This window comes from Agrobacterium sp. 22-226-1 (assembly GCF_053522345.1).
In genome coordinates, this window is sequence record NZ_JBNWCP010000002.1 from 433,037 (window position 1) to 457,991 (window position 24,955).

Sequence of the window (24,955 nt, forward strand, 5' to 3'; positions counted from 1 at the left end):
ATCCTCCGGTTTTTACTTCTTCTGGAGGTTTAATATTTCAATCGGATAAATTTCAACTTTCATGATAGGCGCAGAAGAAAACAGGTCAACTTCATTTTATCAAAATATTACAATTGATTACCCAAAATTACTCAAAATAGCCCCTTTATTTAATACTTTTTAATTATGCCTCTATTATGCCTTTCTTATTGAGCATTAGCGCAAGCTTCGCTCAACCAGTCGGGACTATCCTGGTTTTGTAAGGCTCGGTCCACCGGGAACAAAACCGCCCGGCGAGATGCGACAGACAGTCGATTTCAGGGGACACACATGACGAATGAAATGCCTTATTCCCATAGCGGCAAAGCAGCCCGCCATTGTCGCTTCGCGCTTGTTGCCGCAGCACTTGTAACTTTCACCTTCACGACGGCTTCATGCTCCGTGGTCGAAGACGCCGTTCTCATCAAGACCGCGTCGGCCAATACCGCCACGACCAAGAGCCGGGTCGTTCCGGCGAAGGCGTCCTACGGTTATCAAAAAACCGGCAACGCAGCCGTTACGCTTGTTGCCGATGCCTCGGGCACACCCGCGGCATCGCGGCAGTCCTACTCGGGCTCCTCTCCCTATATCTGCTCGCCGAGCGGATTCGGGCAGAAATCCCGCTGCTTCCTGAGGCCCTGAGCCTCCTGGAGAAATACCGGAGGGAACTGGCGTCCGGACGGCTCTAGCCGCCCTGACGCTCAGTTCTTCCAGCCGCCGGAGAACGTCGTGTCTTCATCTTTGTTGAAGAAGCGCGACGCCGCCTCCGTGCGGTTGCGCACGTTCATTTTCTTATAGATATTGCGAACGTGAACCTTGACGGTGTTCTCGGACAGATGCAGCCGATCAGCGATGATCTTGTTTTGCGTTCCCTTGCAAAGCAGGTCGAGGATTTGCACCTCGCGTGTCGTCAGCGCCGCCACGTCGCTCCTGCTTGCGGCAAGGGCATCGGCGCGGTTGGCGATCACGGCATTGCTTTGAACGCTCTTGCTGTTGACCGAAGGCGAATAGGGCGTCAGCTTGCCGAGAAGAGCAGCAGGAAAATGTTCCCCGCCCTTCATGAGCAGATCGACGGCCGCCATGAAGACATCGAGCCTGAGATTGAGCGGCAGCACGCCATCGATGACGCGCATTCCCACCAGCCTTTTCAGCGGCTCCTCGAATTTATCGATGGTTTCGACGACGAGCGCGATCGGCGCATCGGGATGTTTTTCCCGAACCTCCGAAAGAACGGCATGAAGACGATCCCCCGACATCCGGTAAGGCAAAACCAGCCGTACATTGTTTCCGTAGTCGTCCTCGATGCCCGCCGACGACCTTACGCTCACCACCGCGAATGTGGGGAACTTTTTGCCCAGCGCCTCCATGAGGCACTCGGAAAACAGGTCCGGATCCGCTATCACCAATAAAGTTCCATTTATAGGAGCAACGGCGTTTTTTTGTTTTGCCGCATAATCTGACGTTCCCATGAACATTGACGCCTCCCTCAAGCGCTTACGCATTACTTTCTTTTGGTTGTGCAGTCTGTTGTCCGCCGGCTATCTTTCCCCTGAATACTTGGGGGCGATTCTCCGCTTTAGGCCATGTCAACTATCATTAATTACCCGTTAATTAACACACGCTAATACGAAAAGCTGTGTAAATAAATGGCCCAAACGGGTTATTTTTTACAATTGACATACAAAATAGGTTACGCCGAGATAGAATCATTCATTCTGTAACCGCTGCAAAAACAAACACATCGGAAAAGTTTTCGCTGTGGTTTTGCCTTCCGGGAAAATATAACTTTTAGTTGATATCCCTTTACATAGCTCGCCGGCGAAGCACGCTGCAGCATGTTCCTTTTCGGGATAGAGGCCTTTTCCCACCGAAATAAACCATGTTTCTCGAAAAAGCCGCTTTGCTCTGGCGAAGCGCCGTTTTTTTGGGCCAAACCGGCGAAACGAGCCGCCGGACAACCGCCTGCGACATATATATTCGGGTAAAGCGCCGATGGGTTTAACCCGAATTGATATCTAGGAAGCGCAATTTTTCTACGGCACAGTCTGACCGTCGCTGAACGGCGGCCGATGGAAAGACACCTCCGGCCTTGACGTGTGTTTGAAAAACGCCGGTCCCTTTTCAAGAAAACATGCAAGCGAAAAGACGAAGCCACCGCGCTCTCCTTATGGAGCGAGGAACGGATTTGTGCGCCGTTTTACCGAGTAGCGCACAAGGGCTGAACGAAAAGAGCCCGATCACGGGCCACTACCGAACCGCAGATGATGCGTACCGAGTGCATCTGCAAAACATCAATCTTCATGCTACCCGGGGCAAGCGCGAAAAAATCCCGTTTGAGATGAGAGGGATTTCGAAAGCTGCTCCGAGCTTTTTCGGAGGAAATCGAAATGGGTTATGATCATAAGTCTGCCGGCAGCGACGACGATATCACCAAGATCGGCGCGCTTTCCGAGGGTTTCGCCAACACCTCGACCAATGACGCCAAGGTGGAAGACAGCAACGTCGGCACCGCAAACGGTGAAAACCGCAACAACGACAACAGCGACAACAGCACCAATGTGGATGTTGACGCCAAGATCGATGTTGACGCCAATAACGGTGACAATCGCGACAACGACTATGACTGGAGCTATGACAGCAAGTCCTATAGCGACAACGACACGACCACCAAGACCAGCACCGAAACCAACACCGATATCAAGGTCGACTACGACTGGAGCTATGAAAGCAAGTCGTACAGCGACAACGACACCAATGTGAAAACGATCACGGATACGGACACCAAAACGTCCAACTATTCCGACAACGACACCTCCACCAAGACCACGACGACCTCCGACAGCTTCAACTCCGCAGACAGTTTCTACAAGTCGGATGACGACTTCGGCAACATCACGGGCGTCAAGGATGTCGGCAATCTGGGCATCGCCGGCGGAGACCTCACCTTCAATCTGGGTGATGACTTCTCGTTCACTCTCGATGTCGACAATATCCTCAACGGCTCGCTCAACGGCGATGGTAACGACACCGGCTTCAGCATGGTGCAGGCCAACCACCTGGCAGACCAGGATGAGGCCTACGACATCAAGATGCAGAATGGCGGTGCGGAAAACCACCTGAGCGCCAATGCCGGTGACGCCTTCGGCGCCGAAGGCATCGACGGCAAGGGATGGGACCTCAAGGCCGGCGACGACGCAGCAGGCACCAGCACTGCGGATGCATCGGCAATCCTTGCAAATTCCGGCTTCCATCTGGAACTGGTACAGGGCGCCAACATGCTCTCCAACGCAGTTGATGCCACGATCACAGGCGGTAACTCGCATGTGTCTGATGTCGGTGAGGATCACTCCTGATAACCACCTCTTGACGAAAAGAGCTGCACCGGCACCCGCCGGTGCAGTTCGCGGTTAAAGGACCGGGGTTGCGTAAAACGAAGCACCGCCTCCAGGACGTGTGCCCCCCGCAGCCTTAAGGCTCTGCCGCGATGATCAGGGAGGGACCTCCAATGCATATCGACAAGATTTCGGACATGATTGCGCATTTCATCGGCCTGTTCGACACGGTGATCGAGGAAGCGCGTCTGAGAGCCAACTATACCGAAGGCCCGGCGCATTCCGATCCGGACCATTTGTCGGACGATGATGCAGCGAAGCTGCTCGACAAGAACTATGACGTTGCGCTCAAGGACTACGATCCCGGTGTCAACTACCGCGCCGGCTATTATGATTTCGATTATCTGCAGCCGCATTTCGCGCGCATGGTCGAGCACGACATGCAGCGGCTCGCAGATGCCATCCCTGTCGATATTTCCGGCGTCAATTTCCGTTTTCCCGGCCGACTTTCCTTTGAGGAGGAATATGAACTGGTGGTTCACACCGGTCCCGGTTCGGTCATCGCGCATGTGGCGCAGGTCAATATTCTTCAGGACGACGACTATCTGAACATGACGGACGGCCCCTATGCGTGGCGCGACACCAGCTTCGTGACAGAACGCACCGTCGAGTTCTATAATGAAGCGTCCGTCTTCACGCCTTTCGCCGGTTTCCAGCGCACAGACAGTTACGACGCCCTGCAGGCGCTCGCCAAATCCGCGCACGACTATATCGACCATGCCCGCGAAAACGACGTGACGTCGCTCGGCACCGGTGCGGATCAGGATTTCGTTCTGGCCGGCAATGACATCGACGGGCTTTACATCAACGGCTCGATAGCCAGCGAAAAGCCGATGCTCGACGACTACATGCCCGATCGTGGTATCGCCAAGCCGGCGGAAGAGCCGGAAAAGAGCGATGTTTCGCTGCATGAGGACAGCCCTGCCGGCAACAGCCTCGATGTAGCCGCAGGCGTCAATGTCGTCGCCAACATCGCTACGCTGGTCAATACCGGCGTCATGACGTCGGTAACCGCCGTCATGGGCGACTATCATCAGATCGACGCGATCACCCAGGCCTATATCTATAGCGACCGGGACGAGATCGACTCCGTTTTCACACGGTCGGAAGATCAGGCGGCGACGGCGGCCTTCAATATCGCCAGCTTCGAGCGCAGCGTCTATCCGAGTGCCGAAAACACGGAGAGCAGCAGCCAGGAAAACGGCGAACCGCCGATATTTCCGACCGCCTGGCGCGTCAGCGTGCTGGAAGGAGACGTTTCCTTCGTTCACTGGATCGAGCAATACCAGTTCGTCAGCGACAACGACACGATGACGATAACGACCTCGGGCGCCACCGTCAGCCTGCTGACCGGCGGCAACGCCGCCCTCAACATTGCGAATTTCCTCGGCATCGGCATGCAATACGACCTGATCATCGTCGGCGGCAATGTGCTTGACATGAACATCATCAGCCAGATCGCCGTGCTTTACGACAATGACTGGGCGCGCGCCAATCCCGATGCGCCGGAAGGCGCCACCATCCAGTCCGGCAACAACCTGCTGTGGAACGACGCCGCCATTCACAATGTCGGCAGTAACGACCGTTTCGAAACCATGCCGGACTATATGAACCAGACGGTGAACGCCATCAACGAGCGCGATCCCAACATGCCGGATGCGCTTGCCCATGACGTCAATTTCGCCGGCTACGAGGGTCTGAACGTCCTCTATATCACCGGCAATCTCTACGATGTCAGCATCATCAAACAGGTAAGCGTGCTCGGCGATTCCGACGATGTGACGCAGGCCGCCGCCAAGGTTCTCGAAAATAACGAGGACGCCACCATTCATATCGATACCGGCAGCAACGCCGTGGTCAATCTGGCGCAGATCGTCGACTACGACAGCTTTGGCTCCACCACCTATGTCGCCGGCGGCGTTTATTCCGATGCCATATTGATACAGGGCGGCATCATCGAAAACGACACGTCGCAACCCCAGCAAGGCCAACTCGCGAACGAGGTCATCGCCTTTCTTCACGACGATCCCGCCACCATTGAAAACGAATCCAATGGCGTCATCAATGCCGGTCACGACCTGTCATGGTCGAATGCCCATCCGGCCGACGTCATGCAGGCGGTCACCGCGTAGATTTGGCTGGCGGGGCGATAACCGCGTCCCGTCACGGCCGAACCGCAAACACCGTGAGATCACCGAGGGGACAGATATAAAATGGATCATATTTCTAGAAAAACCATTGCCGACGGACGCTCGCTGGACTTGCCGCTGGATCAGGACGCGGAAGACAGCAAACTGACGGACGCCTGTATTTCAGCAATCAATGAAGCCGTCGAAAACCTGCGCCAATTATCCGGCGCGGAACAGACGGCAAAAGAAGTTTCCACCCCTGCACAGACCGCCTCCCCACAAGTTCTCTCCCAACCGCATGCAAAAACGGAGCAGGCGGAACAGTTGCGAGATATTCCCGCAGAAAGGCCGGCACCGCAACGGGACCGGCAACCCGCCTCCCCGCCGGAACCGCAGGCCAAGATCGACAATGCCGACCTGCCTTTCGTCAAGACCATCGACAATAATGACGGACCGATCCGTGAAAACGAACGCCGGCCGGTGACGGGCGGCGGCGGCAAGGAGCCGACGGACAATGGTGGCGGCGGCGGTGGTGGCGGCGGCGGTGGAAGCCAGAACGGTTTTCACAAACGCAGCGAGCCGATCAATTTCGCCGCCAGCCTTGCCAAGGGCATCGCCGCCGTGCGGCGCAACATGGTGGTGGTGATGCTGTTCACGGTCGCCATCAACGTCCTGCTGCTCGCCATTCCGCTTTACCTGTTCCAGATTTCCGACCGAGTGCTGACCAGCCGCTCGATGGATACGCTGGTGATGCTGACGGTCGCCGTCCTTGGCGCGGTTCTGCTGCAGGCCTTCATGGACGCCATCCGCCGCTTCATCCTGATGCGCACCGCCGTCGAACTCGAGGTGCAGCTTGGCGCGCCGATCCTGTCCGCCGCCGCCCGCGCTTCCCTGCATGGCAGCGGCAAGGACTACCAGACCTTGCAGGATCTGCAGCAATTGCGCTCCTTCCTCACCTCCGGCACGCTCATCGCCTTTCTCGATGCGCCGCTGATGCCGCTCTTCATCGTGGTGGTCTATCTCGTCCATCCACATCTCGGCATCATCATCATGGTCTGCTGCGCCGTGCTGTTCGGCATCGCCTGGCTGAACCAGCGCTTCACCGCAAGACAGTTCTCCGAGGCTTCCGGTTATTTGAGCCGCGCCAATTTCCACCTCGATTCCATGTCGCGCAATTCGCAGATCATCAATGCGCTCGCCATGATCCCCGAAGCGGTGAAGATGTGGGGCCGCGAAACCGCCGGCTCGCTGAAATCGCATGTGGCGGCGCAGGATCGCAACATCATGTTCTCCGGCGTTTCCAAGGCGGCGCGCATGATTACCCAGGTGGCGCTGCTCGGCTGGGGCGCGCATCTGTCGCTATCCGGCGAACTGACCGGCGGCATGGTGATTGCAGCCTCCATCATTTCCGGCCGGGCGCTGGCGCCCATCGAAGGCGCGATAGAAGGCTGGCACCAGTTCAACAAATCTGCCGCCTCCTATGGCCGCATCAAGCAGCTTCTTATCAATTCGCCACTCAATTTCCCGCGTCTGCGCCTGCCCAATCCGGAAGGGCGTCTCGACGTGGAGCGTATCCTCTTCGTGCCGCCGCCGCAGAAGAAGGTGATTTTGAACGGCATTTCCTTTTCGCTGAAAAAGGGGGAGTCGCTCGCCATCATCGGCAATTCCGGCTCCGGCAAGACAACACTCGGCAAGATGCTGGTCGGCTCCATTCTACCGACGTCAGGCAATGTGCGCCTCGATCTCATGGATCTGCGCAACTGGGACCAGCGGCAATTCGGTGAAAGTATCGGTTATCTGCCGCAGGACGTGCAGCTTTTCCCCGGCACCATCAAGGCCAATATCTGCCGCATGCGCGACGATATCGAGGACCGGCAGATTTATGAGGCGGCGGTGCTGGCCGATGTGCACGAGCTGATCGCCGGTTTCCCGCAGGGTTATGAAACCGTGGTCGCCGCCGATGGCGCCCCGCTTTCCGGCGGCCAGAAACAGCGCATCGCGCTTGCCCGCGCCTTTTTCGGCGATCCCAAATTCGTGGTGCTGGATGAGCCGAACTCCAATCTGGATACGCAGGGCGAACAGGCGCTGGCCAAGGCGCTGCTGCACGCCAAAAGACAGGGCATCACCACCGTCACCATCACCCAGCGGCCGGCACTGCTTCAATGCGTCGACAAGATCATGGTGCTGAAGGACGGATCGGTCGCCATGTTCGGCGAAAGAATGGACGTGCTGAAGGCGCTTTCCGGCAATGGCCGCCAGGCCAACCAGTCCCCGCAGATCGAGGGTTGAGAACCGTCATGTTCAAAAAGAAAAACGCCATTGCCGAAGTCAAACCCCAGGGCCAGCTCGAATGGTACAGCGAGGTGCCGCGTTCGATCCGCCTGCACAGCTCGATCGGCCTTGCCGTGCTGCTCGCCTCCTTCGGCGGGTTCGGATTCTGGGCCGGCACCGCGCCGCTCTCTTCCGCCATCATCGCCCAGGGCAGTTTCGTCGCCACCGGCAACAACAAGGTGGTCCAGCATCTGGAGGGCGGCATCATCAAGGAAATGATGGTCAGCGAAGGCGACACGGTCAAGGAAGGCGACGTTCTTCTGACGCTGGACAAAACGACGGCGCTTGCCAACGAGCGCATGTTGCAGCTGCGGCGGCTTCGCCTGGAAACCATCGTCGTGCGCCTGCGCGCCGAGGCGCAGGGCGCAAAAAGCTTCAAGGTGCCCGATATCGTCATGAAGGAAGCCGGCGATCCGGATATCAATTCCATTATCCAGAGCCAGAACATCGTGTTCCACAGCAAACTCATCAAGCTTGAGGAACAGATGAATCTGATCGACAAGAATATCCGGTCTCTGGAGTTCCGCTATGCGGGCTATGACGGCCAGAAACAGTCCTTCGACCGGCAATTGGCGCTTTTGACACAGGAGCGCGATTCCAAGGAGCGGCTCGCCAAGGACGGCGTCATCCGCAAGACCGACATGCTGGCGCTGGAGCGCGCCATCGCCGACGCCATGGGCGATATCGCCCGGCTGAGCGGCGAAATGAACCAGAGCGAGGCGGAAATCGCCAAGTTCCGGCAGGAAGCGGTCATTGCCGTCAACGCCAACAAGCAGGCGGCGCTCGATGCGCTGGAAACCGCCGAATCCGATCTCGACAGCGTGCGCGAACAGGTGCGTGGTGCCGCCGAAGTGCTGGAGCGCACCGTCATCCGCTCCCCCGTCAACGGAACCGTGGTACGCGCCTATTACCACACGCCGGGCGGCGTTATCACCACCGGCAAGCCGATCATGGAAATCCTGCCCGCTCATGTGCCCCTTATTCTGGAGGCGCAGGTGCTGAGAACCTCCATCGACCAGCTGCATGAGGGCCAGACGGCCGCGATCCGCCTGTCGGCGCTCAACCGCCGCACCACACCGGTTCTGAACGGCAAGGTCTTTTACGTTTCAGCCGACAGCATCGAGGAAAATGCCGGCCTTCAGGTCAAGGACGTCTATATCGTGCGAGTGCAGATACCCGACGAGGAGATCGCCAAGGTTCACAATTTCCACCCCGTGCCCGGCATGCCGGCCGACGTGCTGATCCAGACTTCGGAGCGTACTTTCTTCGAATATCTGACCAAGCCGATCTCCGACAGCATGTCCCGTGCTTTCAAGGAAAGATGAAGAAATATCAGTAACCTACACTGTCTTTTCCGCAGCGGTCGGCATATAATATCCAAATATGTTTCGTCGGGGCGGGAGAAGCGGCATGGCGGCGATGTCGGATGTATTGCTGCTGGTCGGCAGGCTGAATTACGTGTGGACCAACACGGAAAGCCTGATGATCTATCTGATCGTCCATCTCCTGAAAGTGGAAAAGGAAGCGGCCATCGTCGTCTTCCTGACGCTCAACACCACGCGGGCGCGCATGGATCTGATCGAGCGCCTGGCGAAGCTTCCCTCCACCGATGCGAAGGATCGCAAGACCATCCTCTCCATCATGGCGCGGCTGAAGAAGGAAGCGAAGACGCGCAACAAATACAATCACTGCATCTATTCCTTCGACGAAAAGGGCGAAATCGCCAGCACGCAGCTCATGCGGCTGGTGGAGGATGACAGTCAGGTGCGCTACGGCAAGGTGGAGCGCATGGACGAGAAGGAAATCGGGCAGCTCGAAAAATCTATCGCCGACATCGTGGAGGTCAGCAAGGACATGTGGAGTTTCATCCATGCCAGTCCGCATGTCTCTGCGGATTATCTCTAGGCTCTCGTTTGTAACCGCATGCCGATTGCCGGGTGAGGTTCGCTCCCCTCCGCAGCCCTTGCCGGGAGGCACAGTTTACCGGCTGCGAAATAGAGCATGAACGAGCCGATCTGGTAGGGGAAGATGATGTCGATCTCCACGAAGGAACGCACGACAAACAGGGCGCAGATCGCAAACAGGATGACGCCCTGCGGATCGCTCTTGCGCATCAGCACCGAGCGCAGATGCCCGAGCAGCGTTCCGTAAAGCACCATGGCAAGCAGCAGCATGCCGACGAAGCCGTTTTCCACCACGGTTTCGATATAGGTATTATGGAAATGGAAGCCGCTGCGGCCGGTAATGAAGAAATCGTTCCACAGCCGTTCGGCATCGGGAAAACCCGCGACCCAGAACCCCTGATAACCGACACCGAGGATCGGCGTCTGTTTCGCAGCCTCGATGCCCTGCTGCCAGAGATAAGTTCGGCCGGTCAGCGTCGAATCCTTGCCGAAAATGCCGAGAATGGCGTCTAGCAGGCCGAATTGCAGGGAAGCGACCGCCAGCAATGCGCCGAGACCACCGAGCACAAAAAACGTCATCTTGCGGTTTGCCGGCGAAAGCATGCCGATGGGAATGAAGCCGATGATGAGCGCGACCACCGCCGCCGTGGTAATAGTGGATGTGGCCGATTGGGACGCAAGGAGGCTATAGGCCGACAGGAGCCCGGTGACGCCGGCAATCGGCAACCAGATGCCCCTTTGCTTGAGCACCAGCACCGATGCGGCGGCGAAAATGACGCCGAGCGAGGCATAAAAGCCGAGCTGGTTCTTGGAAGAGAAAGCGCCGACGAAACTATAGGTGCCATCCAGCGCATCGAAGAGATAAATACCGAATAGCAGCGAATAGAGCAGAACGACGGCTATGCCGATCAGCGCGCCCCGCGTCAGCGTCCGGATGGAGATCACCCGCATGGCGATCAGCGCGCAGACGATATGCGTCATATACTGAATGGAGGCGCGCATGGTCACCGACGCCGCTTCCGACCAGAAGCTGGACAGAACCGTCAAGATGCCGAAGGCGAATATCCAGAGATAGCGCGGATAATTGCCGAGCACGCGCCGGTAATCGACCACCACCAGCGGCAGCCACATGCCATAATAGGCCAGAACCGAGATTTGCCCGAAACGCGACGAGTAAGCGAAGACGAAGAATGACAGCGCAACCGCCGCCATTCCGTAAATCTCATTGCGTTGGGGATCGATCAGCGCCGATTTGGCGATCCGCATTGAAACCTCACTGCATCAGGATTTCTGACGAGACCTTGATGACATCGCCGGGCTGGAGCATGGCATTTTCATCCACCTTCAGCTCCTTCGGCTTGCCGTTTTCCTCACGCACCACGACATAGCTGATCGTCGCTGATTTGCCCGAGGGATCGAAACGGATCGCTTCGGCCGATTGCGCCAGCGCTTCCGACATCAATTCGCGGCTGGTGGTCAGCTGCAGATTGAGCTTGTCCAGTTCCGCTTCCGTGTCCTGCAATTCCTTGGAGCGCTGCGCCACCCAGTCGTTACGCAGGTTGATCTCGTCCTGGGTCGCCTTGTTGATATCCTGTTTGGCGCGCAACGATTGCGTATCGATATCGAGCAGGTTGGATTCCACTTCTGCGGCGCGTTCTTCCGCGGAAATGCGCCGTTGCGACAGCGCAAGCCCCTGCTCGTTCAGCCGGTTGACGCGGTCGCGGTCCTCATTGGCAAGCTGGAGCTGACGATTCTGCGTCTCTGATTTCTTCTTCAGGGATTCGACTTCGCTCTGCAGAAGGGCGTGCAGGTCCGTCAGCGCCTTGAGCTGCAGGGTGTAACGTTCGGTGCGCGATTTCATCAGCGCGCTTTCGCTGGCCAGCAGCACGTCGATCTCGCCGATCTTTTCCATTTCAGGCGTCTTGGCGATGGTCGCGTCACCCTTGACCTCGGCGACCAGCCGCGCCTGACGGGCGAGCAGCCTTGCACGCTGATTGTCGTAGACGGCGGCGTCACCGCGGGCATTGATGAAGTCGCGGGCAAAACGCTGCCCGGCATCCGAGCGCCGCAGGCCGCCGGCAAGGCTGACGGCCTTCAGCACCGTGAGATTGGCGGCATAGGGATATTCACCCGGCGTCTGCACGTCGCCGCTCAAGAAGATCGGTCGGAACTGCGCGATCTCGACGGAGGCCGAAGGCAGGTTGCGAAGGGCGAACTTGCTCTGAAGCTGGGCTCCAATCTCTTCGCTGACCTCCGATGGGGTCTTGCCCGCAACATCCAGCTGACCGATGAAAGGCAGCGACAGCGCCCCAGACGGACCGACGGAATAATCGCCGTTGATCACATCCCAGTTGCGGATGCTGCCATCCGCCGGCTGCCATTCGGCAACACGGATACGCAGCTTGTCAGCGGTACCGAGCTTATATTGAGCGCCATCCGCAGCCATGGCGGAGAGCGGCGCGGCAAGGGCGACGGAAGCGGCAAATACGAAGGCCACAAACGGGCGGCGGGCGGCAGACAAGCCGTTCATCGGGAAACTCCCTGTTAGCGGATCGCCACACGGGCGATCCGGCCGTCGCGCAACTGGGCAGGGCCGGCTGCACAGTGCCGCGAAAAGCGGCCGGTATGATTAGCACCAATGACGCACCCAAAGACCGGACTTGGGATCCCGGTCGGGGTGCGTGTCGAAACGAAGATCGATAAAGCCGAACTCAATATCGGTTTTCAGTAGCTTCCGCGTGAAAGGCACACGGCGGGAATGGTCTTGACGATGATGAAGACATCCTGCCGCATCGACCAGTTCTGCACATAGTGCGTGTCGAAAGCGACGCGGGTCTTGTAGGATACGTCGTTGCGGCCGCTGATCTGCCACAGGCCAGTCAGGCCAGGGCGGGTGCTGAGATAATAAGCGGCAGCGCTTTCATAATAGCTCAGCTCCTCATCGACGACCGGGCGTGGGCCAACCACGCTCATTTCGCCGCGGATGATGTTGAGCAGCTGCGGCAGTTCGTCGAGCGAGAGCTTGCGCAGCACGGCGCCGACAGCCGTAACGCGCGGGTCGTTCTTGAGCTTGCGGGTGGCGCGCCATTCTTCGGCGGCTTCCGGATTGGCGGCAAGATATTGCCGCAGAATCTCATCGCCGTTCATCGCCATCGTCCTGAATTTCAGGCAATGGAAATAGCGGCCATTATGTCCCACACGCCGGTGGCCATAAAAGATCGGGCCGGGATCAGACAATTTCACCAGCGCGGCGATCAACAGGAATATCGGGCTGAAGATGAGCAGCGCAAGCGCAGCCGATGTCATATCGAAGCTGCGTTTTGCGATGCCCCCGATAGGGAAACTGACATCGAAATCTTCGGAGCTGCTGAGTGTCTGTTCAGCCGATTGGGTCGCGGACTTCATAGAGAGAACTCCATTTATGTTTTGCGATTGGTCGGTGCCCGGAGGCGCGTCTTTCCGTCTAAAAGAGATAACAAGTCTGTGTTCGGAATTTGATGCTAATGGATTTTTTGTAAGGCACATTGGCCATAACCGTCTATGCGATTTCTTGCGCGAGCGGCCGATCAACGTCCGGGCAATATTAACGGTTGCATAAAAAAGCAACAAATGTGCCGACGGCCATGTGTTGAGAGCATGGGTACCGCCCCGGCATGTATTGGGTTTTGTGCCGGCGACAGTCTTTTCTTATGTGTTTCTTATGACTTGGCGAGATGAGACAGGAACGTTAAGAACAGGCACGTCTGTAACGGAATATAAAAATTTTTTGCATCGCAGCAAGATTGTGGCAATGCATATAAAATTTGACATACCGTCCGGGATTTTTTTGCCTGACATTGCCAGGCCACCAAGAAAAAGCGATGGAAAAATCGCTAAAGGGGCGCAAACACGGCAAAAGAGTGGCGAGAAACTGCGTTATAGTCATGGCAGCCACGCAAAATTGCCGTAGCTGCTGGCCATTTTTTACCGACTCGACCCGCCTTGGCCGCTCTAAGAGCGTTACGAAGCTCCAAAACCGCTGGAATCAGAAGGTTGGCGGTGTGCAGGCGCTGATGACCTCACAGGGCACGGGACCGACGCAACGGAAACGATGCGGCCTGCGGCTTTCGAAATAATAGGCATCCCCCGGCCCGAGCACCCGCCTCTCCTCATCGACCGTCACTTCCAGCCGTCCGGAAAGGATGATTCCTCCTTCCTCGCCATCGTGAACCAGCGGCACCTTGCCGGTATCGGCGCCCGGCTGGTAACATTCCTTGAGGATTTGCAGGCTGCGGCCGAAGACATTCTCACCCACCTGCCGGAAGGATATCGACCCCTTGCCGATTTCAACCAGCTCATCCGCCCGGTAAAAAGCCTTGCGGCTCGTCTCCGGCTCGAAAGCGAAAAACTCGGCAAGGCCTATCGGTATGCCGTCAAGAATGCGTTTCAGCGCGCCGACGGAAGGGTTCGAGGTGTTGGATTCGATTAGAGAAATCGTCGAATTGGTGACACCGGCGCGCCTCGCCAGTTCCCGCTGGGAAATATTGTGGCGCAGCCGCAAATGGCGCAAACGCCCGCCTATATCCACCGACATGCCTGAGCCCCCGTTACCCTTGTTCGAAATATCGAAAATTTGCGTTCAGGCCTATAGCATTTTCAATGGCTTGGCCACAGAGAGAAAAGGGCTTGTTCAGTCGCGAAAATAGCATTCAATCACCGGCAACGAACAGGAGACCACCATGGACAACCCGAGCCGATCCAATTCCACCTCGCTTGACAGCTACTGGATGCCGTTTACCGCCAACCGGCAGTTCAAAGCCAATCCCCGCCTGCTGACGAGCGCCGAAGGCATGTATTACACCAGCAATGACGGCCGCCAGGTTCTCGACGGCACGGCTGGCCTTTGGTGCGTCAACGCCGGTCACGGCCGCCAGCAGATCGCGTCTGCCGTCAAGCACCAGCTTTCGACCATGGATTACGCCCCCTCCTTCCAGATGGGCCACCCGGTTGCCTTTGAATTCGCCGAGCGGCTGGCGGAAATTGCGCCCGGCCCGGAAGGTGCGAAACTGGACCGTGTCTTCTATACGGGCTCGGGGTCGGAATCGGTCGATACGGCGCTGAAGATCGCCATCGCCTATCAGCGCGCCATCGGCCAGGGCACCCGCAGCCGGTTGATCGGTCGTGAGCGCGGTTATCATGGCGTCGGTTTCGGCGGCATTTCCGTGGGCGGCCTCGTCAACAACCGTCGCGTTTTCCCGCAAATTCCCGCAGACCACCTGCGTCACACCCACGATCCGGCGAAGAACAGCTTCGTGAAAGGCCAGCCCGAGCACGGTGCCGAGCTTGCGGACGATCTGGAACGGCTGGTCGCCCTGCATGGCGCGGAAACCATCGCCGCCTGCATCGTCGAACCGGTCGCCGGCTCCACCGGTGTGCTGGTGCCGCCGAAGGGTTATCTGGAGCGCCTGCGCGCCATCTGCGACAAGCACGGCATCCTCTTGATCTTCGATGAGGTCATCACCGGTTTCGGCCGCATGGGCTCCACTTTCGCCACCAACTATTTCGGCGTTACGCCAGATATCGTCACCACCGCCAAGGGACTGACCAACGGCGCGATCCCGATGGGTGCGGTCTTCACCAGCCGCAAGGTGCACGATGCGCTGATGCATGGGCCGGAAAACCAGATCGAACTGTTCCACGGCTATACCTATTCCGGCCACCCTGTCGCCTGCGCCGCCGGTATCGCGACGCTCGACATCTATCGCGATGAGGGCCTTTTCACCCGCGCGGCCGAATTGCAGGATGTCTGGCACGACGCCATCCATTCCCTGAAGGGCCTGCCGAATGTCATCGACATCCGCACCATCGGCTTCATCGCCGGTATAGAGCTGCAATCGCGCGACGGTGCTGCCGGCGCACGCGCCTATGATGTCTTCGTGAATTGCTTCGAGCGCGGCCTGCTCATTCGCGTCACCGGCGACATCATCGCCCTCTCGCCGCCGCTGATCGCCGAAAAATCCCATTTCGACGATATCGTCTCGATCCTCGGCGATGCGCTGAAGCGCGCGCAGTAAAGACCATGCAAACAAAAAGGCCGCGCCTGGAAGCGCGGCCTTTTTGTGCCCTGTCAGTAGGCCTGCATCGGTTGCGAGAGGCCGTCGCCGATCACACCGTTGCCATATTGCGCCACCGGCACACCTTCCTGGCCGATCGGCACGCCCTGCTGTGCGGGGCCGAGCGCTGTCACCACGATCGGCGTGCCATCGGGCACACGGTTGTAAAGGTCGATGATATCCTGGTTCAGCAGGCGCACGCAGCCGGAGGATACCGACTTGCCGATGGTCCACCATTCCGGCGAGCCATGCAGGCGGTAGATCGTGTCCTTGCCATCCTTGAATATATAGAGCGCACGCGCACCGAGCGGGTTCTTGAGGCCTGGCTCCATGCCGCCGTTGCGGCTGCTATAGGGTTCCAGTTCCGGCTGGCGCGCGATCATCTCATCGGGCGGCGTCCAGCGCGGCCATTGCCGCTTGTACTGAATGACACCGCGGCCGGCCCATTCAAAGCCCGCGCGGCCGAGACCGACGCCATAACGCATGGCCTGATTGTTCTCATAGGTGAGATAGAGAAAATGATTGGCGGTATCGACGACGATGACGCCGGGGCGTTCACCCGTCGGGTTCGCCACCATCTGCCGCAGGAACTGACGCGGAATCCGCTTGTAGGGGATTTCCGGCAGCGGGAACTGCTCGTCCGGCTTGGGACCGTACATCAGGGCATACATCGGGTCGTCCGCGGGCGCTGCAGGCCGGGCGGCCTCACGCGCGGTTGTGTTGCAGCCCGCAAGGCCGGCCAGCGCCAGTCCACCTGCTCCAAGCAGGAAACCCCGCCGGGTCGTCGTCGTCTCGTTCAATTGAAAAACCTCATTTACGTCATCTCACGCCGGCAAAGGGATCTGCCAGCGCCGCCTCTGGGCGGCTGATAGGGTACTTCGTGCCGGAAACCTGCGATGCCATGGCCTTGGCGCCGTTCGATTTCAAAATAGCCCGGAAGCTCGGATGCATGCCGCCGTCTACATACGCGCTGAGCGGGCTGGAAGTTCCCTCACTCATGGCGGCGGCAAATTTTTGTTGCTCTTCGGCCAGTTTCGAAGCCACCAGCGGATCCTGCTGGTTGATGGCCGGCGGGCAGGCCGCCAGCGGATCGGCAGGTTCGCCTTCGGCAAATTCACTGTTGAAGACATAACGACGGCCGCAGACGGAAACCTTCGGCTGCCGGCGCGTCACCTCGAAATAGTCGTAACCTTCCTTCAGCGTCTTCCAGAACGGCATGTTGGGGTCGTCCCGATGTGCCACCATGTTCCTTGCGCTCATGCGGAAGGGATAGGCCTGCACCTGAAAGCGGTCCTGCCCGCTCTGAAGCGCACGCGCGACGATGGCGTAAATCTCGCCCACCTGGGCATCCGTCACGGCGTAGCAGCCGGAAGAGGAGCAGGCGCCATGCACCATCAGCGCCTCACCGGTGTAACCGAGCGCCGATTCCAGCCGGTTGGGATAACCGAGATTGAAGGAGACGTAATATTGTGAGTTCGGGTTCAGCATGCCGGCCGAGACATGATAAAACCCTTCCGGCGCCTGCCGGTCACCCGTCTTCATCTTGGGGCCGAGCTTTCCGGACCAGCGGCACATGGGATAAGTCTTGAGCAAGGCATAATTTCCGGTCTTGTCGACCTTCCAGACCTCAAGCTCGCTTTCCTGCTTGAAAATGCGAACGAGGACAGGGCTTTCCAGGCGCATGCCCTTGGCCGACATCTGCGCCATCATCTTGGACGACAGTTTCGGCGGATCTTTCTTGACGCTGTCGAGCCCCATGGAAGTGCACGCGGCAAGGCCGCCACCGATCGCAACGATCGCGGCCATTCTTGCCCCTGCCCTTACCTTTTGCCGCAACCCCGCAACCGCGAAATCCAGCAATGCCTGCATGCCCATGGATCGTTCTGCCCGCCTGATTTGCCCGCCTTTCCGGCAGACGCTTAACTATCGAAGGTGGCCACAACACGGCAACCTCGCTTATGGACAAAGTCTCGTGAACAGACGTTACCCATTCGTTAATCATAAGGACACAAGCCCGTGATGGGGTGGGCAGTGAAAGTGCCGGCCGCGATTATCGAAGCAGCCCCTGGCCGCCATCGATCCATACCGGCGTGCCGGTAATGTGGCGGGACGCATCCGACGCCAGAAAACCGATCAGCGCGGCGACGTCATCGCTGGTGCCGGCCACGCCGCCGGTTACCGGAATATCCCCAGCCGGAAAACGGACTGGAACCTCCGTTTTTTCCCGCCCGCGTATATCGGTATTTTCATCGATTGCCGTTTCGATTTCGCCCGGACACACCGCATTGACGCGAATACGATGACGCCCCAGCTCCAGCGCCAGTTGTTGTGCCATGGCGAATTGCCCGGCCTTCGTCACGGAATAGGCCGTAGCACCGGGCGAGGTGAAGGTGCGGGTGCCATTGATCGACGAAATGATGACGATAGACCCGCCGCCGGCCGCTTTCAGATGCGGCACGGTGGTATGGACGGTGAGATAGGTGCCGCGCAGGTTGATGCGGATTGTATCGTCCCATTCGGACGGTTTCAGCTCATCGATGGGCGCCCAGACGCCGTTGACGCCGGCATTGGCCACCACGACGTCAAGCCGGCCGAAGTCCTCGACCAGCGCTGCGACCGCGTGACGCATCGCCGCTTCATCCGCCACATCAGCTACAAGCACCTTCGAAGAACCGGATGCGGCGCCTATTTCCCGGGCGACATCGTCCAATTCCGATTCGGTGCGGCCCAACAGACCGACCGCGAAACCCTGCGCCGACAGATGAAGGGCGGCGGCGCGCCCAATGCCGGAGCCGGCGCCGGTTACCAGAGCGACTTTACGAACGGTCAATGTCATTGCCCTCCTTTTCGGGAAGCAATGGACGTGACCGTCGCCGAGACGGGATCACTCGCCGGAAAGCTGTCCTCCAGCCCCTCCTCAAGCTCTTCCTCCAGAATCTCGCGGTCCCGCGCGGTGCGTGCGCTCGCCTGCCCGTGCAGCATTCCCTGAGACGCATCGTCCTGCGCGGTGCCGAGAGCGGAAAATTGCGAAGGCGCATCCGCACCATGGCGCGTTCCGAAGGCGGTCAGTTGCACCATCACCGCGCTCGCCCGCTTGATGGCCTCGGCATCATCGATCCCTTCGAGACCATCGGCGAGGCGAACAGAGACCTGATCGCCGTCGTTGCCGACGAACTCGACGGAGATAACCCCGTTATTGCGTTTTACATAGGTCGTCGAAAGTTGCATGACATGCCCTCCGGCTTGGAAAGCACCGGTACGAATCCGATGCTGGAAAACGGTTAGAACCTGAATTCACAACGATGGCAGAGCGGAAGGGTTCCAGATGGATCAGGCCTTTGGCCCGGAAATGCAGGAGAGTTTCTTCCTGCGCGATGCGCTGGATGTGGCCCGCGCCCTCATCGGCGCGGAGTTCCGCATCGGCAATACCGGCGGCCTCATCGTGGAGACCGAAGCCTATCATCCGGACGACCCCGCATCCCACAGTTTCAACGGGCAGACCCCGCGCAACAGGGCAATGTTCGGCCCGGCCGGCCGTCTTTATGTTTACCGGTCCTATGGTATTCACTGGTGCGCCAACTTTGTCTGCGCCCCGGGTTCCGCCGTGCTTCTGCGCGCCATCGAACCCCTGACCGGCATAGACATGATGAAACTGCGACGGGGAACTGACAAGCCGAAACTTCTCTGCTCAGGTCCGGGCAGGCTCTGTCAGGCGCTGGCGATTACGGGGGAGATGGACGGCGCGCCACTGAACGCAGCGCCGTTTTTCCTGCGGTTGCCGAAGGAAACCGCCGCCGTCACCAGCGGCAGACGAATCGGCATCAGCCGCGCGACGGAATATCCGTGGCGCTTCGGGCTCAAGGGCTCGGCTTTCGTCAGCAAGAAATTCGAGAACGGAGAGGCCTGACAGGCGCGAGCACCTTCGGCGGCCCGTCATTTTCGTCGGGGTTGGGTGTCGGCACCTCGTCCGGCAACCGGTCGGGTTCCGGCTCTTCCACCGGCGGAATATCCGGCTGCGGCGGCACGGGCATCGGCGGTTCGGGATAGGGCTCAACGGGAACGGCTGGCATCGCGGCCTCCTGATAAACACGCTTTGCCACAATGGGCACAAGCTGCGTTTTTATCTCGTGGGACAGCGCGTTTGCGCTGTCGCCAATCAGGCGGCGCAACACCCAATTCGCCTATCGGTCAAATGCCGGTCAGGTCCCTTCGGTCCGGTTGCGCCGCCCTGTGGGTCGTACAGGGAAAACGCGGGCACGGCCTGTCCGTTCCGTTTTTTAGGAAGGTTTTTGCGATGGCTCAGGCGAAACCGAGCGCGCTGCGGGAAATATCGCGATTTTCGCAATAGTCCCGGGAATGGGCTTCATGACCATGCTCGCGAGCGGTCGAACGGTTAAGTTCCGGGCTCGGAACGTTGAGCAGCGCATCGGCATAGGTGCCGGTCGCCTCGACATCATCGATCACAGTCTGCTGTTGCGGTTTTAAAAATTCAAACATCCGTCCACCTCCTTCGACACGTCCCCTCAACGCGCCGGCCCGGGTCCTGTTCCATAACGCCCGTGACTGTTCCGATTATACATGAGACGGGGCGGACGTATAGATGACGAAAGGCGAACGTTATCAACTGACGTTCACAAAATGGAGTGGAATCAGTGAGCTATGCCGAGAAGTTCAGGCTGGACCGACCGATTCCCGCAAGATCAGCTCGACCGGCCACAATTCCTGAACCTCGCGGACGGGACGGCCGCCGATGATCTGCAAAAGCAGGTCCGTCACCCGCATGCCCGCCATCCGCATGGGCGAGCGGGTGGTGGAAAGCGGCGGCATCATGCTTTCCGGCGTGAGATAAGGAAACACGTCGTCATGGGCGATGACGGAGACATCCTTGCCGATCGTCAGCCCCATCTGCGTCGCGGCGCGATAGACACCCTGCGCCGTCATCATCGCACCCGCCACAAAGGCGGTTGGGCGCGGCGTCTGTTCCAGCAGCGAGCGGGCGAAGCGAAAGGCCGTTTCTTCGCTGAAGTGCTCATTCATCATGAAACGCGGATCCGGCGTAATGCCGTGCGTGGCCAGCGCCTCGCGAAAACCCTGCTCGCGGTCCTGCACGAAGGTGCGGCCAACCGGACCATTGATAAGGGCGATGCGCCTGTGTCCGCGCTCCAGAAAATGGATCGTCGGACGATAGGTCACATCGTGGTTGTCGATATCGAGCCAGGCATGTTCGAAAGGCGTCTTTGAGCGGCCATGCACGATGAAGGGCACACCCAACCGGTTGAGCAGCGCGATGCGTTCATCTTCCGGGCGGGGGGAATGCACGATGATGCCATCCACCCGGCCGCTCGCCGCCAGCCGGCTGAAAATCGCCAGTTCCTCATCGAGATTATTGTCGACGGTGACGCTGACGAGAATGTCGGTCTCTTCCCGTTCCAGCCGGGTCGCCATGCCACCCATGAATTCGGAAAAGAAATGCCCACCGCCCGAACGGCCCATGACGACGCCTATGGCGCCTGCCCTGCCCGTCGCCAGCCTGACAGCGTTTGCATTCGGCCGGTAGCCGTATTTCAGCGCAGCCTCCATCACCCGCTGACGCGTTTCCTCGCGCACCTCGGGGTAGCCGCCCAGCGCCCGGCTGACGGTGGTGGGCGAGAGCCCGACTTTCTCTGCGAATTCCTTAAGCTTCATAATTTTTTGCCAATTTGCTCCTGCATGCGTCGCCGCCGCGGATTTTTCAAGCCGACAAAAATTGAAAACGATTTCAATTTTCTCCCACCTGAAACCTTACAGTTGATCATTCCCAAAGGCAAACGCCGAAAAATTGCAGGCGGAAACAGCCGATTTCCGGGGGATTAGAAAGAGTATTGACAGATTGCTCGGCTTTTGAGAGCCTCGCGTCGGTCAAAAGCGCTTTCAATTTTGAGGATAATCGGAAGCGTCAAAGGAGGAGTTTGACAATGAATATTTCCATGAAGACTTTGTTCCTGTGCGGAGCGGCGTTTTCCGCCGCCGTTTCGGCTGAGGCGGCCGAGCTTTCCATCGCCGCCAATTCGACCGGCAAGAACGTAGCGTTCTTCCGCGAACGGATCGCTGCTTTCGAGAAAGAGACCGGTCACAAGGTCAATCTCGTCACCATGCCGTCATCGTCCAGCGAACAGTTCAGCCAGTACCGGCTGTGGCTTGCCGCCGGCAACAAGGATGTCGACGTCTACCAGACGGACGTGATCTGGGCGCCGCAGCTGGCCGACCAATTCGTGGATTTGACCGCAGCGACGAAGGATGTCATCGGCGATCATTTCCCTTCCATCGTCGCCTCGCAGACGGTTGACGGCAAGCTCGTTGCCATGCCGATGTTCACCGACGCGCCGGCGCTTTTCTATCGCAAGGACCTTCTGGAGAAATACGGCAAGCAGCCGCCGAAGACCTGGAAAGAACTGAGCGAGACCGCCAAAGAAATCCAGGACAAGGAGCGCGAGGCTGGCCAGAAGGATCTCTGGGGCTTCGTTTTCCAGGGCAGCGCCTATGAAGGCCTGACCTGCAACGCGCTGGAATGGATCGCTTCCGCCGGCGGCGGCCATATTGTCGAGACCAACGGCGATATCTCCGTCAACAATGAGAAGGCCGCAGCGGCCATCGAAACCGCCAAGGGCTGGGTCGGCACCATCGCGCCGCAGGGCGTGCTCGCTTATAAGGAAGAGGAAGCGCGCGGCGTCTGGCAGACCGGCAATTCCGTCTTCATGCGCAACTGGCCCTATGCCTATGCACTGGGTAATGGCGATGACAGCGCCATCAAGGGCAAGTTCGGCGTCACCCCGCTGCCGGCTGGCGCGGAAGGCGAAGCCCCTGCCTCGACACTCGGCGGCTGGAACCTCGCCGTTTCGAAATATTCCGACGATCAGGAAGCGGCCATTCAGCTCGTGAAATTCCTGGCATCGAAAGACACCCAGAAGATGCGCGCGATCCAGCTCTCCAACATGCCGACGATCGCATCCCTTTACGACGACAAGGATGTCGCTGCCGCGCAGCCCTTCATGCCGACATGGAAGCCGATCTTCCAGACCGCCGTTCCGCGTCCTTCCGCCTCGGCCAAGGTGAAATATAACGAGGTTTCCGCCAAGTTCTGGGGCGCCGTGCACAACACGCTCTCCGGCAACGGCACAGCAGCGGAAAATCTCGAACTTCTCGAGGTTGAACTGACCGATCTCAAAGGCAACGGCTGGTAATCCGGCCCGCGCGGGAGATGGTCTAGCCTGATCGTTTCCCGCGCCCCAACCGCGAGATATCCCCATGAACGACATCGCCCTTCAAAGACCGGTCGCGGCAGCCGGCACCGGCTCCGATCTGCAGTCGGAACGTCTGAAATCCGCCTGGCTGTTTCTTGCCCCCACATTTCTGGTGCTGGCGCTGGTGGCGGGCTGGCCGCTGGTGCGCACCGTCTGGTTCAGCCTCACCGACGCCTCGCTCACCAATCTCGAGGGTGCGCAGTTCGTCGGCCTCAAGAACTACCTCACCTGGATCACGCTCAGCAGCGGCCGCACCATCTATCGCGGCCTGCTTGCCGATCCCGCATGGTGGGGCGCGGTTCTCAACACGCTCAAATTCACCATTCTTTCCGTCAGCTTCGAAACCGTGCTCGGCCTCATCGTCGCGCTGGTGCTGAATGCCGAATTCAAGGGACGCGGCCTCGTGCGCGCCGCCATTCTCGTGCCGTGGGCCATTCCGACCATCGTCTCGGCGCAGATGTGGGCGTGGATGCTGAACGACCAGTTCGGCATCTTGAACGACCTGTTCCTCAATCTCGGGCTGATCTCCAACAAGATCGCCTGGACCGCCAATCCCGAAACCGCAATGGTCGCCGTCTTGATCGTCGACATCTGGAAGACGACGCCCTTCATGGCGCTGCTCATCCTTGCCGGCCTGCAAATGGTGCCGAAGGACATGTATGAGGCGGCCAAGGTGGATGGCATTCATCCGGTCAAGGTGTTCTTCCGCGTCACCCTGCCGATGATCCGACCCGCACTCATGGTCGCCGTCATCTTCCGCATGCTGGATGCGATGCGCGTCTTCGACCTCATCTACATCCTGACGCCGAATAATGCCCAGACCCGCACCATGTCGGTGCTGGCACGCGAGAACCTGTTCGATTTCGACAAGTTCTCCTATGGCGCCGCCGCCTCCACCATGCTGTTCCTCATCATCGCCTCGATCACGGTCATCTACATGTGGCTCGGGCGCGTCAACACCGATGGAGCCGCGCGATGACCCTGCCAAGCATCCTGAAAACCACCGCCTTCTATGCGCTGGTCGCCATCATCATGGTGATTTCGGTATTCCCGTTTTATTACGCGATCCTGACGAGCCTGAAATCCGGATCGGCGCTGTTCCAGGTCAATTATTGGCCGCGCGACTTCTCGCTGACCAATTACAGCTTTGTCATCGGCAACGGCACTTTTCTGCGTAATCTCGGCAATTCGCTGTTCGTTGCATCTTCAGTCGTCATATTGTCGCTGTTCCTTGCGGTAACGGCGTCCTATGCTCTCGCCCGCGTCCGCTTCCGGGGTCGCGCGCTGCTTCTGCTCACCATCCTGTCGGTTTCGATGTTCCCGCAGATCGCCGTTCTCGCCGGCCTGTTCGAACTGATCCGCTGGGCGGGCATCTTCAACACGCCGCTGGCGCTGATCTTTTCCTACATGATCTTCACCCTGCCCTTCACGGTCTGGGTGCTGACAACCTTCATGCGCGACCTGCCGGTCGAAATCGAGGAAGCGGCCATCGTCGATGGCGCGACGCCGTGGGTCATCATCACCCAGGTGTTCATGCCCTTGATGTGGCCGGCGCTCGTCACGACGGGCCTCCTCGCCTTCATCGCCGCGTGGAACGAATTCCTCTTCGCGCTCACCTTCACCTCATCGAACGAGCAGCGCACGGTGCCGGTCGCGATCGCGCTCCTGTCGGGCGGCTCGCAGTTCGAAATCCCGTGGGGAACGATCATGGCGGCCTCCGTCATCGTCACAGCTCCCCTTGTCGTCCTCGTTCTGATCTTCCAGCGACGCATCATTTCCGGCCTCACCGCCGGCGGCGTCAAAGGCTAG

23 protein-coding genes are annotated in these 24,955 nt (G+C 58.9%); 11 read left to right on the forward strand and 12 right to left on the reverse strand.

What is annotated here, in order from left to right:
• The first annotated feature begins 309 nt into the window (after positions 1 to 309).
• Positions 310 to 660 (forward strand): hypothetical protein, encoded by a 351-nt coding sequence (locus tag ACQZ5K_RS04920; protein WP_137004713.1) that lies wholly within the window; start codon positions 310 to 312, stop codon positions 658 to 660.
• Positions 661 to 719: 59 nt separating this feature from the next.
• Here the strand turns inward: ACQZ5K_RS04920 and ACQZ5K_RS04925 are convergent, their stop codons facing one another.
• Positions 720 to 1,493, reverse strand: a complete 774-nt coding sequence (locus tag ACQZ5K_RS04925) for a helix-turn-helix domain-containing protein (protein ID WP_035262289.1) — start codon at positions 1,491 to 1,493, stop codon at positions 720 to 722.
• A 912-nt stretch (positions 1,494 to 2,405) separates the two neighbouring features.
• On the opposite strand from ACQZ5K_RS04925, the gene ACQZ5K_RS04930 reads away from it, so the two are divergent.
• From ACQZ5K_RS04930 to ACQZ5K_RS04950, 5 genes are all read left to right on the forward strand, one after another.
• Positions 2,406 to 3,371: a fibrinogen-binding protein gene (locus tag ACQZ5K_RS04930; protein ID WP_448739749.1), complete on the forward strand. Its 966-nt coding sequence runs from the start codon at positions 2,406 to 2,408 to the stop codon at positions 3,369 to 3,371.
• A 152-nt stretch (positions 3,372 to 3,523) separates the two neighbouring features.
• A complete protein-coding gene (locus ACQZ5K_RS04935) occupies positions 3,524 to 5,542 on the forward strand; it encodes a hypothetical protein (protein ID WP_448739750.1) in 2,019 nt (672 codons plus the stop codon).
• Positions 5,543 to 5,623: 81 nt separating this feature from the next.
• Positions 5,624 to 7,828 (forward strand): type I secretion system permease/ATPase, encoded by a 2,205-nt coding sequence (locus tag ACQZ5K_RS04940; protein WP_448739751.1) that lies wholly within the window; start codon positions 5,624 to 5,626, stop codon positions 7,826 to 7,828.
• A gap of 8 nt (positions 7,829 to 7,836) precedes the next feature.
• On the forward strand, positions 7,837 to 9,195 hold the full coding sequence (locus ACQZ5K_RS04945) for an HlyD family type I secretion periplasmic adaptor subunit (RefSeq protein WP_035262274.1): 1,359 nt from the start codon (positions 7,837 to 7,839) through the stop codon (positions 9,193 to 9,195).
• Between the two features lie 85 nt (positions 9,196 to 9,280).
• A complete protein-coding gene (locus ACQZ5K_RS04950; RefSeq protein WP_035262271.1) occupies positions 9,281 to 9,775 on the forward strand; it encodes a hypothetical protein in 495 nt (164 codons plus the stop codon).
• Here ACQZ5K_RS04950 and ACQZ5K_RS04955 read toward each other — a convergent pair.
• The 4 genes from ACQZ5K_RS04955 to ACQZ5K_RS04970 all read right to left on the reverse strand — a co-directional run bounded on the left by ACQZ5K_RS04955 (position 9,772) and on the right by ACQZ5K_RS04970 (position 14,347).
• Complete coding sequence (locus ACQZ5K_RS04955) at positions 9,772 to 11,040, reverse strand: O-antigen ligase family protein (RefSeq protein ID WP_448739752.1); 1,269 nt, start codon at positions 11,038 to 11,040, stop codon at positions 9,772 to 9,774. The genes ACQZ5K_RS04950 and ACQZ5K_RS04955 overlap by 4 nt on opposite strands.
• Positions 11,041 to 11,047: 7 nt before the next feature.
• Complete coding sequence (locus ACQZ5K_RS04960) at positions 11,048 to 12,304, reverse strand: polysaccharide biosynthesis/export family protein (protein ID WP_065656288.1); 1,257 nt, start codon at positions 12,302 to 12,304, stop codon at positions 11,048 to 11,050.
• A 194-nt stretch (positions 12,305 to 12,498) separates the two neighbouring features.
• Positions 12,499 to 13,179: a sugar transferase gene (locus tag ACQZ5K_RS04965; RefSeq protein ID WP_003523803.1), complete on the reverse strand. Its 681-nt coding sequence runs from the start codon at positions 13,177 to 13,179 to the stop codon at positions 12,499 to 12,501.
• Between the two features lie 619 nt (positions 13,180 to 13,798).
• A complete protein-coding gene (locus tag ACQZ5K_RS04970; protein ID WP_173990752.1) occupies positions 13,799 to 14,347 on the reverse strand; it encodes a cupin domain-containing protein in 549 nt (182 codons plus the stop codon).
• Positions 14,348 to 14,492: 145 nt separating this feature from the next.
• Here ACQZ5K_RS04970 and aptA point away from each other — a divergent pair, with 145 nt between their 5' ends.
• Entirely contained in the window at positions 14,493 to 15,827 is a 1,335-nt protein-coding gene (gene aptA, locus ACQZ5K_RS04975) for an omega-aminotransferase AptA (protein ID WP_448739753.1), read from the forward strand.
• A gap of 53 nt (positions 15,828 to 15,880) precedes the next feature.
• On the opposite strand, the gene ACQZ5K_RS04980 is transcribed toward aptA, so the two are convergent.
• From ACQZ5K_RS04980 to ACQZ5K_RS04995, 4 genes are all read right to left on the reverse strand, one after another.
• Positions 15,881 to 16,666 (reverse strand): L,D-transpeptidase, encoded by a 786-nt coding sequence (locus ACQZ5K_RS04980; RefSeq protein ID WP_059758579.1) that lies wholly within the window; start codon positions 16,664 to 16,666, stop codon positions 15,881 to 15,883.
• A 19-nt stretch (positions 16,667 to 16,685) separates the two neighbouring features.
• Positions 16,686 to 17,741 (reverse strand): hypothetical protein, encoded by a 1,056-nt coding sequence (locus ACQZ5K_RS04985; protein WP_448739754.1) that lies wholly within the window; start codon positions 17,739 to 17,741, stop codon positions 16,686 to 16,688.
• 175 nt (positions 17,742 to 17,916) lie between these two features.
• A complete protein-coding gene (locus ACQZ5K_RS04990) occupies positions 17,917 to 18,702 on the reverse strand; it encodes an SDR family oxidoreductase (protein ID WP_448739755.1) in 786 nt (261 codons plus the stop codon).
• On the reverse strand, positions 18,699 to 19,094 hold the full coding sequence (locus ACQZ5K_RS04995; protein ID WP_448739756.1) for a hypothetical protein: 396 nt from the start codon (positions 19,092 to 19,094) through the stop codon (positions 18,699 to 18,701). The genes ACQZ5K_RS04990 and ACQZ5K_RS04995 overlap by 4 nt, the downstream gene beginning before the upstream one ends.
• A gap of 97 nt (positions 19,095 to 19,191) precedes the next feature.
• Between ACQZ5K_RS04995 and ACQZ5K_RS05000 the strand changes: the two genes are divergently transcribed.
• Complete coding sequence (locus ACQZ5K_RS05000; protein ID WP_448739757.1) at positions 19,192 to 19,773, forward strand: DNA-3-methyladenine glycosylase; 582 nt, start codon at positions 19,192 to 19,194, stop codon at positions 19,771 to 19,773.
• Here ACQZ5K_RS05000 and ACQZ5K_RS05005 read toward each other — a convergent pair.
• From ACQZ5K_RS05005 to ACQZ5K_RS05015, 3 genes are all read right to left on the reverse strand, one after another.
• On the reverse strand, positions 19,742 to 19,936 hold the full coding sequence (locus tag ACQZ5K_RS05005) for a hypothetical protein (protein WP_065656306.1): 195 nt from the start codon (positions 19,934 to 19,936) through the stop codon (positions 19,742 to 19,744). The two genes, ACQZ5K_RS05000 and ACQZ5K_RS05005, sit on opposite strands and share 32 nt — an antisense overlap.
• Before the next feature lie 229 nt (positions 19,937 to 20,165).
• Positions 20,166 to 20,363, reverse strand: a complete 198-nt coding sequence (locus ACQZ5K_RS05010; RefSeq protein ID WP_003523793.1) for a hypothetical protein — start codon at positions 20,361 to 20,363, stop codon at positions 20,166 to 20,168.
• Between the two features lie 174 nt (positions 20,364 to 20,537).
• Positions 20,538 to 21,551 (reverse strand): substrate-binding domain-containing protein, encoded by a 1,014-nt coding sequence (locus ACQZ5K_RS05015; RefSeq protein WP_065656296.1) that lies wholly within the window; start codon positions 21,549 to 21,551, stop codon positions 20,538 to 20,540.
• Positions 21,552 to 21,820: 269 nt separating this feature from the next.
• Between ACQZ5K_RS05015 and ACQZ5K_RS05020 the strand changes: the two genes are divergently transcribed.
• From ACQZ5K_RS05020 to ACQZ5K_RS05030, 3 genes are all read left to right on the forward strand, one after another.
• On the forward strand, positions 21,821 to 23,086 hold the full coding sequence (locus ACQZ5K_RS05020; protein ID WP_078052531.1) for an ABC transporter substrate-binding protein: 1,266 nt from the start codon (positions 21,821 to 21,823) through the stop codon (positions 23,084 to 23,086).
• Positions 23,087 to 23,150: 64 nt separating this feature from the next.
• Complete coding sequence (locus ACQZ5K_RS05025) at positions 23,151 to 24,125, forward strand: carbohydrate ABC transporter permease (protein WP_448739758.1); 975 nt, start codon at positions 23,151 to 23,153, stop codon at positions 24,123 to 24,125.
• On the forward strand, positions 24,122 to 24,955 hold the full coding sequence (locus tag ACQZ5K_RS05030) for a carbohydrate ABC transporter permease (RefSeq protein ID WP_448739759.1): 834 nt from the start codon (positions 24,122 to 24,124) through the stop codon (positions 24,953 to 24,955). The genes ACQZ5K_RS05025 and ACQZ5K_RS05030 overlap by 4 nt, the downstream gene beginning before the upstream one ends.